The organism is Burkholderia sp. E168m22, from assembly GCF_001319805.1.
Lineage (GTDB): Bacteria > Pseudomonadota > Gammaproteobacteria > Burkholderiales > Burkholderiaceae > Burkholderia > Burkholderia orbicola.
The window spans coordinates 24041-41227 of sequence record NZ_BBSK01000014.1; the positions used below are offsets into that span (position 1 = coordinate 24041).

Below are 17187 nucleotides of genomic sequence, written 5' to 3' on the forward strand. Positions count from 1 at the left end.
TGTCAGGCTCCGATCTTGTGGCGGGTGCGGGCGAGCAGGATCACGGGCACGAGCCCGGCCAGCACGATCGCGAGCGCGGCGACCGCGCCTTCTTCATAGGTGCCGCGCGCGGCTTCCGCATACAGCCAGGTCGCGAGCGTGTCGAAATTCAACGGACGCAGCAGCAGCGTGGCCGGCAGCTCCTTCATCGCGTCGACGAACACCAGCAGCGCGCTCGTCGTGAGCGCGGGCCGCAACAGCGGCAGGTGGATGCGGCGCAACGTGCCGCCGGCCGTCTCGCCGAGCGAGCGCGCGGCCTGTTCGAGCGACGGCGGAATGCGCGCGAGGCCGGCCTCGATGCCGCCGGCCGGGATCGCGAGAAAACGCACGGTATAGGCGATCACGAGCGCGGTCGCCGAACCCATCAGCAGCAGCCCGTCGCGGCCGAGCGCCGCGCCGAACAGCCGGTCGGCCGCCGCGAACGGAATCAGCAGGCCGATCGCGAGTACGGTGCCTGGCACCGCGTAGCCGAGGCTCGCGATCCGCGCGCACAGGCGGGCAGGGCCCGCACCGGCGCTGTCGCGCTGCGCGCGGGCGGCCCACGCGACGACGAGTCCGCACGCGAGCGTCGCGACGGTGGCGGCGGTCGCGATCGTCAGCGTGTTCGCGAGCCCCGTCATCAATTGCGCGGAGATGCCGCCGACGAGGTGCAGCCGCTTGGCCGTTTCGACCGTGAGGTACGCGGCCGGCGCGCCGAAGCCGAGCAGGACGGGTAGCCAGCCGAGCACGGCGGCGCCCAGCGCGGCCGCGCCGGTCAGGCGGCGCGGCGCGATCGGCCGCATGCGTCGGCCGTGCGCGTAGCGCTGGCGGCGGCGCCCATAGCGTTCGAGCGCGATCATGCCGACGACGATCGCGAGCATCGCCAGCGCGATCTGCGCGGCGCCGGCGAGATCGGAGCGCGTGATCCACGTCGTATAGACGGACACGGTCAGCGTCTGCACGCCGAGGAATTCCGACGCGCCGATATCGTTCAGCGTTTCGAGCAGCGCGAGGCTCACGCCGACCGCGATCGCCGGGCGGGCCAGCGGCACGACGACGCGCCAGAACGTCGCGAGGCGGCCCGCGCCGAGCGTGCGCGCGGCCTCGAGCAGGCTCGCGGACTGCGTGACGAACATCGCGCGCGTGCTCAGATAGACATACGGATACAGCACGAAGCCGAGCACGAAGATCGCGCCGGGCAGCGAACGCAGGTCGGGCAGACGGAACTGGCGCGGGCTGTCGAAGCCGAGCAGCCAGCGGATCGCGCCTTGCACGGGGCCGATCGGATGCAGCAGATCGAGATACGCGAACGCGACGATGTAGGTGGGCACCGCGAGCGGCAGCAGCAGTGCCCAGGTCAGGGTCCGGCGGCCGGGAAAATCGTAGGCGGTGACGAGCCATGCGCAGCCGGTGCCGACGATCGACACGATCGTGCCGACCCCGGCGAGCAGCAGCAGCGTATTGACGAGCGCCTGCGGCAGCACGAATTCCGCGAGATGCCGCCAGTGCGCGAGATCGGCGTCGAAGGCGGCGGCCACGAGCACCGCGAGCGGCGCCGCGACCGCCGCGGCGATCGTCAGCGCCGCGAGCAGCCACAGGCTGCCCGCGCGCGGCCGCAGGCGCAGGCCGCTCGGCTCGCGGCAGGCGCGGGCGGGCGATGCGTCAGTTGTCAAAGCCGACCTTGTCGACGAGCTGGCTCGCCTGCTTGCGATGCTTCGCGATGTCCGCCAGCGGCAGCGGATCGACTTTCAGCGTGCCGAAGCTGGCGATCACCGGGTCGAGCTTCACGTTCGCGCGCACCGGGTATTCGTAGTTCGCCTGCGCATACAGCGCCTGCGCTTCCGGCGACACGAGATATTCGAGCAGTTTCACCGCGTTGGCCTTGTGCGGCGCGTGCTTCGCGACCGTCGCGCCGCTGATGTTCACGTGCGTGCCGCCGCTCTTCGCGTTCGCGAAGGTCGGCCGCACGACCTTGATCGCGTCGCCCCATTTGCGCGCATCGCTGCCCGGTTCGGCGTTTTTCATGTGGCCGACGTAGTAAGCGTTCGCGAGGCCGACGTCGCAGATGCCGCCGAGGATGTCGCGCGCGACGTCGCGGTCGCCGCCGGTCGCCTTGCGTGCGAGGTTCGCCTTCACGCCGCGCAGCCATGTCTCGGTCGCGGCCTCGCCGTCGTGCGCGATCATCGCCGCGACGAGCGCGGTGTTGTACGGATGCTGGCCCGAGCGGATGCAGACCTTGCCCTTCCATTTCGGATCGGCGAGATCTTCGTAGCGGAACGCATCGACCTTCAGGTCCTTTTCGACGTACAGCACGCGATCGCGCAGCGACAGCGCGTACCAGTCGCCGTTCGTGGCGCGCAGGTTCGCGGGAATCGCGTCGTCGAGCACCTTCGAGCGCACCGGCTGCGTGACGCCGCCGTCGACGAGGTCGAGCAGGTTGCCGACGTCGACCGTCATCAGCACGTCGGCCGGCGACTGCGCGCCTTCCGCCTTCACGCGCTCGAGCAGGCCGTCCTTCACGAACACCGTGTTGACCTTGACGCCGCTCTGCTTCGTGAACGCGTCGATGAGCGGCTGGATCAGCTTCGGCTCGCGGGTGGTGTACAGGCTCACTTCCTCGGCCGCGTGGGCAAGCGGCGCGAAGGCTGCTGCGGCGGCGGCGAGGGCGCCGGCGAGCGGCAGCAGGCGGGTGCGCGGATTCGACATGAAGACTCCGGTGCGGCAGGTGGACGAGGGAGCGTTCCGGGGCGCGCCTGCCGCCCGAGCGACCCGAAACATTACAAAATGAAAGACTTTGGATTCTAGATCGAAATGGGAACGATTAACAATCGAAAGCTGACGGAAAGCGGAGGAGAAGCCGGGGCCGGAGGGCGGCGAACGGGGCGGTGCAGTGTGGGCGCAAGCGCGTAGAATGCCCGCTTCGACGAATTTGACGGAGCCGCACCGACCATGAACGATCAGCGCAAGAAGAACCCTGTCCGCAACGTGAGCATCCTGATCGTCGTGGCCGTGCTGCTCGTGATCGGGACGATCCTGTACAACGCGATTTCGCAGAAGCACGCGTACGACGAGGCCCATCCGGCCGAGGCCGCGAGCGCGGCGTCGCACTGACGCGCCGCTACGCGGCCTGATCGGGTCGCGTGCGGGGCATGCCACGGGAGTCGATCCGCGGCGTCCGGCGCGACGGGCGCCGCGCGGAACCGGGACATCGGAAGGCGCGTCGGAACCGGCGCGCCGCACCGGCCAGTCCGCCGTGCGTCAACGTGACGCAGGTGCGAATTTCGGGCGAATCCGTGCGTAGAACACGGCCGCGAGCAGCGCGAGCCATGCCGCGCCGACATACAGCGCCACGCGCGTATCCTCGAACCAGCCGAGCATCACGATCACGAAGCCCATGAAGGCGATCGTCAGCGCGGGCGCGACGGGCCACAGCGGCACCTTGAACTTCAGCGCGGCGACTTCGGCACTCGACAGGCGGCGACGCATCGCCACCTGCGACAGCAGGATCATCAGCCACACCCACACGGTCGCGAACGTCGCGATCGCGGCGACCACCAGGAACACGTCCTTCGGCATCAGGTAGTTGAGCAGCACGCCCACCAGCAGCGCGCCGGCCATCACGAGCACCGTGACCCACGGCACGCCGTGGCGCGATGTCGTCATCAGCACGCGCGGCGCCTGACCCTGCCGCGCCATCCCGAACATCATCCGGCCCGCGCCGAAGATGTCGCTGTTGATCGCCGAGATCGCCGCGCTGATCACGACGAGGTTCAGGATCGTCGCGGCCGATTTCACGCCGAGCGCCGAGAAGATCTGCACGAACGGGCTGCCGTCGCTGCCGACACCCGTCCACGGGCTGATCGACATCAGCACCACCATCGTCAGCACGTAGAACAGCAGGATGCGTGCGGGCACCGCGTTGATCGCGCGCGGAATCACGCGTTCCGGGTCCTTCGCCTCACCGGCGCTCATCCCGATCACCTCGATCCCGCCGTACGCGAAGATCACCACCGACAGCGACGCGATCAGCCCGCCGATGCCGTTCGGCAAGAAGCCGCCGTGGTTCCACAGGTTCGCGAACGTCGGCAAGTCGGCCGAATGACCGAAGTGCATGCCGGTCAGCAGGATCGCGACGCCGCCGCCGATCATTGCGACGATCGCGCCGACCTTGATGATCGACAGCCAGAATTCGAGCTCGCCGAACACTTTCACGTGGCACAGGTTCAGCCCGCAGATGATCGCGACGACGCCGAGCACCCAGATCCATTGCGGGACGTCCGGAAACCAGAAGCCCATGTAGATGCCGAACGCGGTGATGTCCGCGATCGCGACGATCACCATTTCGAGCGTGTAGGTCCAGCCGGTGACGAAGCCCGCGAAGGGGCCGAGGTTCTCGGTCGCGTAGTGGCCGAACGAGCCGGCGACGGGTTCGCGCACGGCCATCTCGCCGAGCGCGCGCATCACCATGTAGACGGCCGCGCCGCCCAGGATGTACGCGAGGATCACGGCCGGGCCGGCAAGCTGGATCGCGGACGCGGAGCCGTAGAACAGGCCCGTACCGATCGCCGAGCCCAGCGCGAGAAAGCGGATGTGCCGCGCGCTCAGGTGGCGCTGCAAGTTTTTCATCGAGTCTCCGATATCGTTATGCGACGAACCTGGCGAGCGGGGCCGGTTCGAGTGCGCCAAGTTGTCTATACAACTTGAATGTGAACGAATGATAACAAGCCGGACCCGGTGACCGGAATCGGGTATTCCCTGACTGGCGCGGCGAGCGGAACGGGGCGTGGGGCGGTCGCGCGCTGAATGCGCGCGCCGCATGGAGCGGTGGAGCATGCTTCGGGGGATCGTTGAATCGAGGCGCGCCGGTGGCCGAGCCGCGTCGTGCGCGGGCCGGCCTGCCGGCGCGGACAGCCGGAGGTCAGGCCGGCAGGCGGATCACGCTCGCATCCTTGCGGATCAGCAGCGACGACGCGAGCATCTGTTTGCACTGGTGCGCGAGCACCTTCAGGTCGTGCGTGAGCTCGGCGCCGACTGCATCGGATTTTTCCGCGGACACGACCATCGCATCGAGATCGCGCGTGATCTGCTTCGACGCTTCGAGCTGGTCGGTGGGCGGCGGCTCGCCGGCCTCGGCCTTCTCGAGATTGTCGAGCACCGCGGCGAGGCCGCGCTGCAGCGCATCGTCGTGGACGAGGCCGCCGTCGGCCGCGCATGCGCTGCGGATCAGCGGCGCGGCGGCCGTGATCTGCGCGCCGAGCACGTGCGTCTGCACGAGCAGGTCGTTCAGTTCGGGCACGAAGCGCTGGTGCGCCTTCGGCTCGATCATCATCCGCTGGAACGCCTGCCCGAGGTTCGCGAACGCGATGTGCACGTCCTTGCGGGCGAGGCGGTAGCGGTAGTCGTCGTCGAGGCTGGCCGTCGGGGATTCGATCGCGGCGGCGACGCCCGCGACGACGGCGGCACCGTCGGCGGTCGGCACCGGCACCGGCGGCGACATGCCGCGCCCGGCACGCCACACGGCCTCGAAATACTTGCGGGTGGACGTCAACATGTCGGTGACGAGCTTGCCCATCAGCCGGTATTCCCAGTACGGGAACAGCCGGCTCGCGGCGATCGCGATCATGCAGCCGACCACCGTGTCGATCGCGCGTTCGCCGATGATCCGCATGCTGCCCGGCGCGAGCAGGTGGAACATCAGCAGCACGTATGACGACGTGAACACGACGCTCGCCGCATAGTTGAACAGCAGCAGGCTGTAGCTCATCACCATCGACCCGAACATGATCGCGATCAGCAGGTGCGTATCCTTGACCGTGTAGATCAGCGCGACGCTCGCCGCGCAGCCGATCAGCGTACCGACGATACGCGCCGCGTTGCGCTGCTTGGTCAGCGAATAGCCGGGCTTCAGGATGATGATGGTCGTCATCACGATCCAGTACGCGTTGGTGAGCGGCAGCAGCCGGCCGATCCAGAAGCCGACCGCCACTGCGATCGTCACGCGCAGTGCATGGCGAAAGCTCGGCGAGCGCATGTTCAGGTTCGAGAAGATCAGCAGCGGCGACATGCGGCGGCGCTGCAGGAAGCGCGTGAGCGCCTTGTCGATCTTCAGTTCGGTTTGCTGCGGATCGGCGTGGCCCGACAGGTTGCGGCGCATCCGGTCGATCAGGCGCGTCGCGCTCCAGATGCGCCGGAACGTCGCGACCACGGCCGCATAGGCTTCCGCGTGGGTGGCCGCGAAGTTTTTCTTGCGCATCAACTCGATCTCGTACTCGATCGCGCGCAGCTCGGCCTTCACGCTGATGTGCGAATGCGGCGCGCGGTTTTCGAGCACCGCGAGGCCGACCTCCTCGAGATCGGCTGCGGCCTTGCGGATCAGGTCGCGATAGAAAATGATCAGGTCCGAGCCGCCGAACGTGTTGCGCACGAGCGGGTAGTCGGTGTGCGCGCCGACGAACAGCTCGTGCAGGTCGACGCTGTTGATGAACAGGTTGTACATCGTCGTGCGGCCGGGATCGAGCTTGCCGCGCCGCAGCTTCGGCAGGTTGCGCAGCACGATGTCGCGCGCGGTTTCCTGCGTTTCGACCGCGGTGATCTGCCGGGCGACGAGATTGCGGTAGCACTCGTCGAGATCGGCGTCGAGGTCGTAGAACTGCGCGCGCGCGAGCAGGTAGTCGGCGCAGGCGAACAGGCTTTCGGCCAGCGCCTGCTGCTCGATTCGGCGCGCCTGCCATTGCGACACGAGCGTGGCCCAGTACGTGTACCAGAGGCCGCCCGCGAGAATCCAGCCGGCGTTGACGAACGCCTGCAGCGGCGTGAACTTCTCCTCGAGCGTCATCACCATCATGAACAGCGTCGCGAAGCTGATCTGCGGCCAGCGGTTGCCGTAGACGACGATCAGCGACAGCACGAACGTGAGCGGCACGATCGTGAGCCACAGCGCGAAGATGTTCGGGGTCGCGAGACCGGTCGCGAGCGCGGCCAGGAAGCCGATCACGCTGCACGCGAGCATTTCGTTGTGTTTGTACTTCAGCGGGCCCGGCATGTCGACCACGCACGCACCGAGCGCGCCCGTCGAGATCGTGAAGCCAAGCTCGCGGTTGTGAAACACGATCAGGCACAACACGGCCGGCAGCGACACGCCGACCGCGATCCGCAGGCCGCCGAAAAAGTACTGGCTGTAGAAAAACTTTCTGATTTCGACCGAATAGCGCATCGATGGGCTGAATGACAGACGAAGACGCCGGGGCGGCGTATTGACTGGCGACGAGTCTATCGTATTTCGCGGCTCGCAAAAGCTGGCTGTCCGGACGATGGCCGTGGCTGCGGCCCTTTGCTATCCTTGGTCATCCTGTTCGCCCGGCCCCGTCGGTGCGAGGTTCCGACGCCCGCCTCATGCTCCATCTCTTCTATTCGAACCGTCACGAAACGCTGGCCGACGCGCTGCTCGAGGATCTGACCGCGTTCCCGGCCCGCAACGGCCCGTGGGCGCCGCAACAGGTCATCGTGCCGAGCGCGGCGCTGCGCCGCCGTCTCGAGCTCGACATCGCCGCGCGCAATGGCGTGTGCGCGAACGTCGAGTTCACCTATCTCGCGCAGTGGCTGTGGGCGCAGATCGGCCGCGTGCTGACGGTGCCCGCGCGCTCGCCGTTCGCGCCCGACCGGCTCGTGTGGCGCTGCTACCGGCTGTTCGCGCAGGCGGCCGATGGTGCGCCGTGGCTCGCGTCGCCGCGGCTCGCCGCGTATCTGTCGGCTTCCGACGATGCGATGCGCTACGAACTGGCCCATCGCGTCGCGGCCGTGCTCGATCACTATCTGACCTACCGCCCCGAATGGCTGGCCGCGTGGCAGGCCGGCGAATCGGTGCTCGCGGGCGACGCCGCACCGCGCGGGATCAGCGACGCCGCGCGCGACGACGAGCGCTGGCAGGCTGCGCTGTGGCGTGCGCTGCTCGCCGAGCTGAGCGACAGCGGCACGCCGCCGGCACACCGCTTCCTCGTCGAAGCGCGCCATCTCGATGCCGACGCGGTCGCGCGGGCCGACTGGCCCGAATCGGTCAGCGTGTTCGCGCTGCCGACGATGCCGCCGCTGCACGTCGCGCTGTTGCGCGAACTGTCGCGCTGGATCGACGTGCGCGTCTACGCGCTGAACCCGTGCCGCGAATTCTGGTTCGACATCGTGACCGCCGCGCATGCCGAGGCGCTCGATGCGGCCGGGCGGCGCGACTACCAGGAAGTCGGTCATCCGCTGCTCGCCGAATGGGGCAGGCAGACGCAGGCGCAACTGCACATGCTGCACGAACTGACCGAAAGCGCCGCGTCGGGCGATGCGTCGCGTTTCGTCGAGAATCCCGCACCCACCTGGCTCGCGCGCGTGCAGAACGCGATCCTCGAATTGCAGCCGGAAGCCGACATCGGCGACACGCCGGTCGAGCGGGGGATCGAGGTGCACGTGTGCCACAGCCTCGCACGCCAGCTCGAGGTGCTGCACGACCGGCTGCTTGCCTGGTTCGACGCCGATACGAGCCTGCAGCCGTCCGACGTGCTCGTCGCGGTCGCCGATCTCGCCGCGGCCGGGCCGCTGATCGACGCGGTGTTCGGCACGGCCGGCGCCGGCGGCGCGCGGGTGCCGTACCGGATCACCGGCCTGCCGCCGTCGCAGGCGAACCCGGTCGCGCGCGTGCTGCTCGACTGGCTCGCGTTGCCGGAACGGCAGGTCGGCGCGCCGGAGCTGGTCGAATGGCTGCGCGTGGATGCGGTGGCCGCTCGCTACGACATCGACGCGGCCGCGCTCGAAACCGTGCAGACCTGGCTCGCGGCCGCCGGCGCGCGGCGCGGGCTGTCGCCGCTCGCGAGCGACGACGCGGCCGTGCCCGCGCCGCGCCATACGTTCTCCGATGCGCTCGCGCGGCTCTTTCTCGGCTATGCGATGCCCGAAGGGGCGGCGCCGATCGGCGCGTGGTTGCCGATCGAGGCGGCCACCGGCAGCGAGGCCGAACTGCTCGGCCGGCTCGCACGCTTCACCGACGATCTCGACGGCTTCGCGCGGCGGCTCGCCGAGTCGCACACGCCGCGCGGCTGGAGCGAGCTGTTTGCCGACACGCTCGCGCGCTTCTTCGATTCGGGCGCCGCGTATGCGGATGCGCTGGCCGGCGTGCGCGACGCGCTCGACGCGATGCTGGCCGCGATGACGGAAGGTGCGCCGGACGAGGCGTTGCCGGCGGCCGTCGTGCGCGCGGGGCTCACCGCGGCGCTCGACGATCCGGCCCGCGGCGGGGTGCCGTGGGGCGGCGTCACGTTCTCGTCGCTGACGAGCTTGCGCGGCCTGCCGTATCGCGTCGTCTGCCTGCTCGGGATGGACGACGGCGTGCTGCCGAGTCTCGCGCGCGCGGATGAATTCGACCTGATGGCCGTGCTGCCGAAGCTGGGCGACCGGCAGCGTCGCGACGACGAGCGCAATCTGTTTCTCGACCTGTTGCTCGCCGCACGCGACCGGTTGCTGATCGCCTATACGGGCCGCAGCATCCGCGACAATGCGCCGTTGCCGCCCGCGGCGCTCGTCGACGAGCTGCTCGATCATCTGGCGATCGTCACGGCCGGGCTCGGCGCCGCACCGGATGCGGTCGATGCCGCGCGGCGCGCGTTCATCGTCGAGCATCCGCTGCAACCGTTCGCGGCCGCGTATTTCCAGCCGGGCAGCGAACTCGTGTCGTACGACGCCGAGCGGGCGACACTCGCGTCGCTGCTGGCCGCCGAAGCGTCGCGCGGCGAGCCGCGCGAGCAGCCGTTCTTCGCGCAGCCGCTGCCGGCCGAGCCGGTCGAGCCCGTCGCGTTCAGCGAATTCGAACGCTTCTGGCGGCATCCGGCGCGTGCGTTGCTACGCGGCCGGCTCGGCATCGTGCTCGCCGACGCACAGGCCGAACTACTCGATACCGAGCCATTCGCGCTGGACTTTGCCGGCAGCGACGCGCTGGCCGAGCGCGTGCTGCCGCTCCTGATCGAAGCGGGCGAGGGTGGCGTGCACGATCACGCGCTGCGCATTGCGGACGCGAGCCCCGAACTGCCCGGCGGCGCGACGGGGGCGGTGTGGCGCGACCAGGCGCTCGGTTCGATGACGCAGCTTGCGTCGAACGTGCGCCGTGCGCTGGCCGACGGGATCGAGCGGCGGCCGTTCTCGCTCATCGTCGCACCGAAGTGGCCCGACACCGAGCAGGCGCTGTTCGGCGCCGACGACGCGATGCTGGCGGCCGACGCGGTGAGCGCGCCGCTCGAATTGCACGGCACGCTGAACCGGCTGACGCCGGCCGGGCAGGTCATCTACCGCTATGCGCGGCCGAGCGCGCGCGATTACCTGTCCGCGTGGCTCGCGCATCTCGTCTACTGTGCGATCGAGCCCGGCGGCCCGCGCCGCACGCTGTGGTTCGGCAGCGGCGGTGCGTTCGAGCTGACGCCCGTCGCGGCGCCGCTCGAACGGCTCGCGCCGCTGGCCGCGCTGTTTCGCGCGGGGCGGCGCATGCCGCTGCGGTTTTTCCCGCGCAGTGCGTGGGCGCGGGTATCTGACGGCGAGGCGAAGGCCGCGAGCGTGTGGATCAACGAGCGGGTCGTGAGCGAAGCCGACGACCCGGCCATCGCGATCGCGTGGCGCGGCGCGCATCCGTCGCTCGACGAGCCGTTCGGCACGCTCGCGCGGCTCGTGTTCGAGCCGCTCGTCGAGCATCTGAAGGAGGTCGCATGAGCGCCGTGTCGCAGCAGCAGGCGCTCGAACTCGACGTGTTCGCCTGCCCGCTCGACGGCGTCAACCAGATCGAGGCGTCGGCCGGCACCGGCAAGACCTGGAACATCTGCGCGCTGTACGTGCGTCTGCTGCTCGAAAAGGATCTCGGCGCGGACGAGATCCTCGTCGTGACCTTCACGAAAGCGGCGACGGCCGAGCTGCACGAGCGGATTCGCAGCCGGCTCGCGCAGCTTGCGCATGCGCTCGACACGGGTGACGACGGCGGAGATCCGTTCATCGCGCGCCTGCTGGAGACCACGCTCAGCGATGACGGCGCGCTCGACTCCGAGACGGCCGCGAAGCGGATCCGGCGCGCGCTGCGCGCGTTCGACCAGGCGGCGATCCATACGATCCACGCGTTCTGCCAGCGTGCACTGCAGGAAGCGCCGTTCGCGGCCGCGATGCCGTTCGCGTTCGACATGGAGGCCGACGATGCGTCGCTGCGCTTCGAACTCGCGGCGGATTTCTGGCGCACGCGTGTCGAACCGGCGGCCGCGCGCTGGCCGGGCTTCGCGACCTGGCTCGTCGAATCGGGCGCCGGCCCGGCCGCGCTCGATGCACAGCTTGCACGCCGGCTGAAGAAGCCGCTCGCCGCGCTGCGCTGGGATGGCGTGACCGAGCCGGACGAATCAGCCGAAGCGGCGGCGGCCGAATGCTTCGCCGAGGCGGCGCGGATGTGGGCGGCCGAGCGCGACGCGATCGATGCGTTGCTGCGCGCCGCGCAGCCCGTGCTGAATCAACGCTCGCACAAGCCCGACGCGGTCGCCGATGCGCTCGCCGCGTGGGCCGTGCATTTCGAGCAGGGCGACGCGACGGCCGCGCTGCCGAAAGCCGCGCTGAAGCTCACGCAAACCGCGCTGACGAAGGCGACCAAAAAAGGCGGTGCGACACCCGCACACGCGTTCTTCGACGTGGCCGACGCGCTCGAAGCGGCCGTGGCCGCAGCCGAGGCCGCGCAGCGCGCGCGCTGGCTCGCGCTGATCGCCGAATGGCTCGACATGGCGCCCGGGGAGCTGGCCGAGCGCAAGCGCACGCGACGCGCCGTGTCGTTCGATGACCTGCTCGCGAACCTGTATCACGCGCTGCACGCGCATCCATGGCTCGCCGAGACGCTGCGCGCGCGCTATCCGGCGGCGCTGATCGACGAGTTCCAGGATACCGATCCGCTGCAGTTCGCGATCTTCGACCGGATCTTCGCGCCGGGCGGCCCGCTGTTCCTCGTCGGCGATCCGAAGCAGGCGATCTACAGTTTCCGCGCAGCCGACCTGCATACCTATCTCGCCGCGCGCGCACGGGCGAGCGCGTGCTACACGCTCGCGGTCAACCAGCGCTCGACACCCGCGATCGTCGAAGCGTGCAACCGCTTCTTCCTGTCGAATCCGCGCGCGTTCGTGCTCGACGGGCTCGACTATTACGCGGTGCGCGCCGGCACGCGTGTGCGTGCGCCGTTCGTCGACGAGACCGATCCGGGCCCGGCCGGCGATTTCCGGGTGTGGGCGCTGCCGGGCGGCGAAGGTACGCTGCTCAAGCGCGATGCGCAGGCGCAGGCTGCGCAGGCCTGCGCGGCCGAGATCGCACGACTGATGGCCGGCGCGCGTGAAGGGCGAGTGCGGTTGGGCGACACGCCGTTGTCGCCGGGCGACATCGCGGTGCTCGTGCAGACGCACCGGCAGGGCAGCCTCGTGAAGCGCGTGCTCGCGACGTGGGGCATCGGCAGCGTCGAGCTGGCGCAGGCGTCGGTGTTTTCGACCGGCGACGCCGAACAGCTCGAGCGCGTGCTGGCGGCGATCGATGCGCCAGGCGACCTGCGGCGTCTGCGCGCGGCGCTCGCGTCCGACTGGTTCGGGCTCGATGCCGGCGCGCTGTGGCGCATGGAGCAGGGCGACGGCGATGCGCCACCCGGCGCGTCGGCGGCCGACAGTGCGGACGCGATGAGCTGGGTCGAGCGCTTCTCGCGGTATCGGCTGCTGTGGCGCGAACGCGGCTTCGCGGTGATGTGGCGCACGTTCACGCGCGAGCTGCGGATCGCCGAACGGCTGATGGCCGGTGCGGACGGCGAGCGCCGCGTGACCGACATCAACCATCTGGCCGAGTTGACGCAGGCGCGGGCATCCGCGCAACCGGGTATCGCGCCGACGCTGCGCTGGCTGGCCGCGCAACGGCTGGACGGCGGCGGCGAGGAAGCGCAACTGCGGCTCGAATCCGATCGCAACCTCGTGCAGATCGTCACGGTGCACAAGTCGAAGGGGCTCGAATACGCGGTCGTGTTCTGTCCGTTCCTGAACGACGGCGCACTGCGCGAGCCGCCGTCTTCCGCGCTGCCCGATGCGCGCGAATATCACGACGACGCGGGCGATGCGGTGCTGCATTACGGATGCGACGACGAAGCGGCCGCGCACGCGGCGCGGCAGGCGCTGCGCGAGCAGGCCGCGGAGCGCGCGCGGCTCGTCTACGTGGCGCTCACGCGCGCGGTGTATCGCTGCTATGTCGTCGCCGGGCCCTATCTGTCGTCGCGTTCGACGCGCGAAGCGCGGCGCAGCGTGCTCAACTGGCTCGTCGCCGGTGCCGGCCATGCGTTCGATGCGTGGCTCGACGAGCCGCCCGACGAAGCCGCGCTCGAGGCGGCATGGCGCGCGCTCGCGGGCGGCCCCGTGAGCGTCGCGCCGCTGCCCGTGCCCGCGCGCCGCGAGCGTCTCGCGGCCGGGCACGACGCGTCGCAGACGCTCGCGGCGCGCCATGCGACGCGCGTGCTGCGCGATGCGTGGCGGATGGCGAGCTTCAGCTCGCTGACCGCGTCGATGGCGCGCGAGGAGGCGGGTGTCGCCGCCGTGCCCGACGACGAACTGCGGCCCGATCACGATGCGCTCGCCGCGGTGACGCCGGACGGCGAACTGATATTCGCCGATACGGTTGCGACCGACCCGCCGGACGACGACATCCTCGTGTTCCCGCGCGGCGCGGCGGCCGGCGAATGCCTGCACCGCCTGTTCGAACTCAGCCGGTTCACGGAGCCCGAATCGTGGCACGCGGCCGCGCTCGGCGCGCTGCACGACCGGCCGGTCGAGGCCGAGCCGGCGCTTGCGGCGCGTCTGCCGGCGATGATGGTGCGGCTCGTCGACGACGTCGTGCACACCGAGCTCGTGCCGGGCATGCGGCTCGTCGATCTCGATCCGGCGAAGCGGCTCGACGAAATGGGTTTCCTGTTTCCGGCGCCGTCGCTCGACCTGCTGGCGCTGCGCCGGCTGCTGGTCGCGCACGGTTATCCGGACGTTGCACTGGAGGCGGGCACGCTCGCCGGTTTCATCAAGGGTTTCATCGACATGATCGTCGAACACGACGGCCGTTTCTGGATCGTCGACTGGAAGTCGAACCACCTCGGCACGACACCGGACGCCTACGGCCCGCGCGCGCTCGACGTCGCGATGGCCGATCACGCGTATCACCTGCAGGCGCTGCTCTACACGGTCGCGCTGCATCGCTATCTGCGCGGCCGGTTGCCGGATTACGACTACGACACGCATATCGCGGGTTACCTGTACCTGTTCGTGCGCGGCGTGCGGCCAGGTTGGCGCAGCGGCGGCGAGCCGGCCGGCGTGCATGCGCGGCGGCCCGCCCGCGCGCTCGTCGACGCACTCGACCGGATGATGGAAGGGGGCCGCGCATGATCGCATCCGACGACATGCTCGAATTCACCGGCGGTCTCGTCGCGCGGCTGCCCGAGCCGGCCGATTTCGGCATTGCGCTCGCGGAAGGCTTCGCGCGCCGCATCGGCGAGCTCGCGCGACGTGCCGGTGCGCCGTCCGTGTCGGCACGCTGGGCGGCGCGTGCCGCGTTCGCGACGAGCCGCGCGACCGCGAGCGGCCACGTGTGCGTCGCGCTCGGCGCGCTTGCACAGCGTTACGAAGCGCCGCTCGACGAGGTCCGCGCGGCGCTTGCCGCGAGCGGCGTGGTCGCGTTCGGCACGCTCGCGCGCGGCGACGAGCGGCCGCTGATCGTCGACCGGCTCGATCACCTGTACCTGTCGCGCTATTTCGATTACGAACGGCGGCTCGCCGATGCGCTCGTCGCGCAGGCCGGCGTCGCCGCGCCGGACGAAGGCCTGTCGCCCGACCGGTTGCGCGACAGTCTCGCCCGTTACTTCGGGCCGGCCACCGGTGAAGTCGACTGGCAGCGCGTCGCGGCGATCGTCGCGCTGACGGGCCGCGTGACGATCGTCAGCGGCGGGCCGGGCACGGGCAAGACGACGACCGTCGTCGGCGTGCTGGCCTGTCTGCTCGACGCGCACCCGGGGCTGCGCATCGCGCTGGCCGCACCGACCGGCAAGGCCGCGCAGCGGATGCAGGAGGCGCTGCACGCGCGCGCCGGCGATCTGCCGCCCGAGCTCGCGGCGCGCCTGCCCGACACGTCGTACACGCTGCATCGGCTGCTGGGCGGCGGCGGGGCGGCCGGCTTTCGGCATCATCGCGACAATCCGTTGCCGTACGACCTGATCGTCGTCGACGAGGCGTCGATGATCGACGTCGCGCTCGCCGCGCATCTGCTCGACGCGCTCGCGCCCGGTGCGCGGCTCGTGTTGCTGGGCGACAAGGACCAACTGGCGGCGGTCGAGGCCGGCGCCGTATTCGCGGAGCTGAGCGCGCGGCCGGCGTTCACCGCCGCGGCGCGCACGCGCATCGCGCAGGCGCTGGGCATCGACGAGGCGACGTTCGTCGCGGCGTTGCCGGTGTCGGACGAGGCGGCGCCGGCAGCGGTTCCGGCCGCGCATCCGGTGTCCGCTTCCGCACGGGCTCCGGCGTCGCCATCGGCATCCGCGCCTGTTTCGCGCAAATCGGCGCTTCGGTCGTCGAAAGTCGATGCGCGACAGGCGTCGCTGTTCGACGACGAACCGCAGGATGACGAAGTGTCGTCGACCGACATCGCGCCGCCCCCGCGCGCCGAGTCGGCACTGACCGCCGATGCCGGCGCACCAGACGGCAAGGCACCGGCCTGGATCGAGGCCGACGAACTCGCGTGGCTCGACACCGTCGAGCTGCCGCCATTCGACGCAGGCGATGCGGCGCTTGCATCGATGACGGCGCCCGCATCGCCATTGGCCGGCGAAGCGGCAGCCGCAGCCGCGTCCACCGGCACGCCCGCCGCGGCGCCGCTCGCGGACTGCGTCGTATGGCTCGAACGCAATTACCGCTTCGGTCTCGATTCGCCGATCGGGCGGCTGTCGCTCGCGATCCGCCGCGGCGACGTGCAGGCGGCGCTCGAAGCGCTGCCCGCCGACGATTCGGCCGCCGCATCGTTTCACGACGATGCGGGCGACACGCTGGCGTCGTCGACGGTCGAGCGGCTCGCCCGGCGTTTCGGCGTCTACCTTGACGCATTGCGCGATGCGCTGGCCGCGCCGGCGCCCGATCCGCTGCCGCTGTTCGACGCGCTCAACCGGTTCCGGATCCTGTGCGCGACCCGCAGCGGCTCGCGCGGCGCGGAACACGTCAATGCGCTGGTGGCCGCGCACGTGCGGCATGCGGCGCGCGTGCCGCTCGCGGTCGGCGCGCACTGGTTCACCGGGCGGCCGATCATGGTCACACGCAACGACTACGCGCTGGGGCTGTTCAACGGTGATATCGGCATCGCGCTGCCAGACGCGCATGGCGTGCTACGCGTGTGGTTCCGGCGCGCGGACGGCACCGCGCGCGCGGTGTCGCCGGCTGCGCTGCCGCCGCACGAAACGGCTTTCGCGCTGACGGTGCACAAGTCGCAGGGCTCGGAATTCGACGAGGCGGCGCTCGTGCTGCCCGCGTCGTTCGGCCGGGTGCTGACGCGCGAGCTGGTCTATACGGCCGTCACGCGCGCCCGCACGCGCGTGCAGGTGATCGGGCCGCGGCGCGTGCTGGCGCAGGCGGTCGCGACACGCACGCAGCGCGATTCGGGGCTCGCGGCCCGCGTCGACGAGGCGCTTGCCCGGCGCCGCACGGAGGTTTCGCGATGATGATTCGCTACACGCTCGATCCGGCCGAGGTCGAATGGACGGCCGTGCGCGCGCAGGGCGCGGGCGGGCAGAACGTGAACAAGGTGTCGAGCGCGATTCATCTGCGCTTCGACATTCGCGCGTCGTCGCTGCCGCCGGTCCTCAAGGAGCGGCTGCTTGCGCTGTCCGACCAGCGCATCACGCGCGACGGCATCGTCGTGATCAAGTCGCAGGAATATCGGACGCAGGAGAAGAACCGCGAGGCCGCGCTGGCACGGCTCGATACGTTGATCGGCAGCGTCGCATACACGCCGCGTGCCCGGGTCGCGACGCGGCCGACGCGTGCGTCGAAGGAACGGCGGCTCGAGCACAAGTCGCGCCGCAGCACGGTGAAGTCAGGACGAGGGAAGGTGATCGACTGACGAGCGAAGGGCCGGTGC

9 protein-coding genes are annotated in these 17187 nt (G+C 70.2%); 5 read left to right on the forward strand and 4 right to left on the reverse strand.

Translation table 11 applies throughout. The annotated features are described in order from the left end of the window. Nucleotides 1-2 precede the first annotated feature (2 nt). Both AP428_RS03320 and AP428_RS03325 read right to left on the reverse strand, forming a co-directional pair. A complete protein-coding gene (locus AP428_RS03320) occupies nt 3-1691 on the reverse strand; it encodes an iron ABC transporter permease (RefSeq protein WP_011545010.1) in 1689 nt (562 codons plus the stop codon). Continuing rightward, nucleotides 1681-2724: a Fe(3+) ABC transporter substrate-binding protein gene (locus AP428_RS03325; protein ID WP_011545011.1), complete on the reverse strand. Its 1044-nt coding sequence runs from the start codon at nt 2722-2724 to the stop codon at nt 1681-1683. The genes AP428_RS03320 and AP428_RS03325 overlap by 11 nt, the downstream gene beginning before the upstream one ends. A gap of 243 nt (nt 2725-2967) precedes the next feature. Here AP428_RS03325 and AP428_RS36580 point away from each other — a divergent pair, with 243 nt between their 5' ends. Beyond that, nucleotides 2968-3129, forward strand: a complete 162-nt coding sequence (locus AP428_RS36580) for a hypothetical protein (protein ID WP_006476417.1) — start codon at nt 2968-2970, stop codon at nt 3127-3129. Nucleotides 3130-3276: 147 nt separating this feature from the next. On the opposite strand, the gene AP428_RS03330 is transcribed toward AP428_RS36580, so the two are convergent. Then, nucleotides 3277-4644 carry an amino acid permease gene (locus AP428_RS03330; RefSeq protein ID WP_011545012.1) on the reverse strand — a complete coding sequence of 456 codons (1368 nt, stop codon included), beginning with the start codon at nt 4642-4644 and terminating at the stop codon, nt 3277-3279. A gap of 292 nt (nt 4645-4936) precedes the next feature. Further along, nucleotides 4937-7231 (reverse strand): FUSC family membrane protein, encoded by a 2295-nt coding sequence (locus AP428_RS03335; protein WP_011545013.1) that lies wholly within the window; start codon nt 7229-7231, stop codon nt 4937-4939. Between the two features lie 179 nt (nt 7232-7410). Here AP428_RS03335 and recC point away from each other — a divergent pair, with 179 nt between their 5' ends. From recC to arfB, 4 genes are read left to right on the forward strand one after another with little or no spacing between them, the layout of a single operon-like run. Further along, nucleotides 7411-10749 carry an exodeoxyribonuclease V subunit gamma gene (recC, locus tag AP428_RS03340; protein WP_011545014.1) on the forward strand — a complete coding sequence of 1113 codons (3339 nt, stop codon included), beginning with the start codon at nt 7411-7413 and terminating at the stop codon, nt 10747-10749. Further along, entirely contained in the window at nt 10746-14453 is a 3708-nt protein-coding gene (recB, locus tag AP428_RS03345) for an exodeoxyribonuclease V subunit beta (RefSeq protein WP_054927567.1), read from the forward strand. Before recC ends, recB begins: the two co-directional genes overlap by 4 nt. Continuing rightward, nucleotides 14450-16768 (forward strand): AAA family ATPase, encoded by a 2319-nt coding sequence (locus AP428_RS03350; RefSeq protein WP_054927568.1) that lies wholly within the window; start codon nt 14450-14452, stop codon nt 16766-16768. Before recB ends, AP428_RS03350 begins: the two co-directional genes overlap by 4 nt. Next, nucleotides 16765-17169, forward strand: coding sequence for an alternative ribosome rescue aminoacyl-tRNA hydrolase ArfB (arfB, locus tag AP428_RS03355; RefSeq protein ID WP_006476409.1), 405 nt, complete (start codon nt 16765-16767; stop codon nt 17167-17169). Before AP428_RS03350 ends, arfB begins: the two co-directional genes overlap by 4 nt. Nucleotides 17170-17187 lie beyond the last annotated feature (18 nt).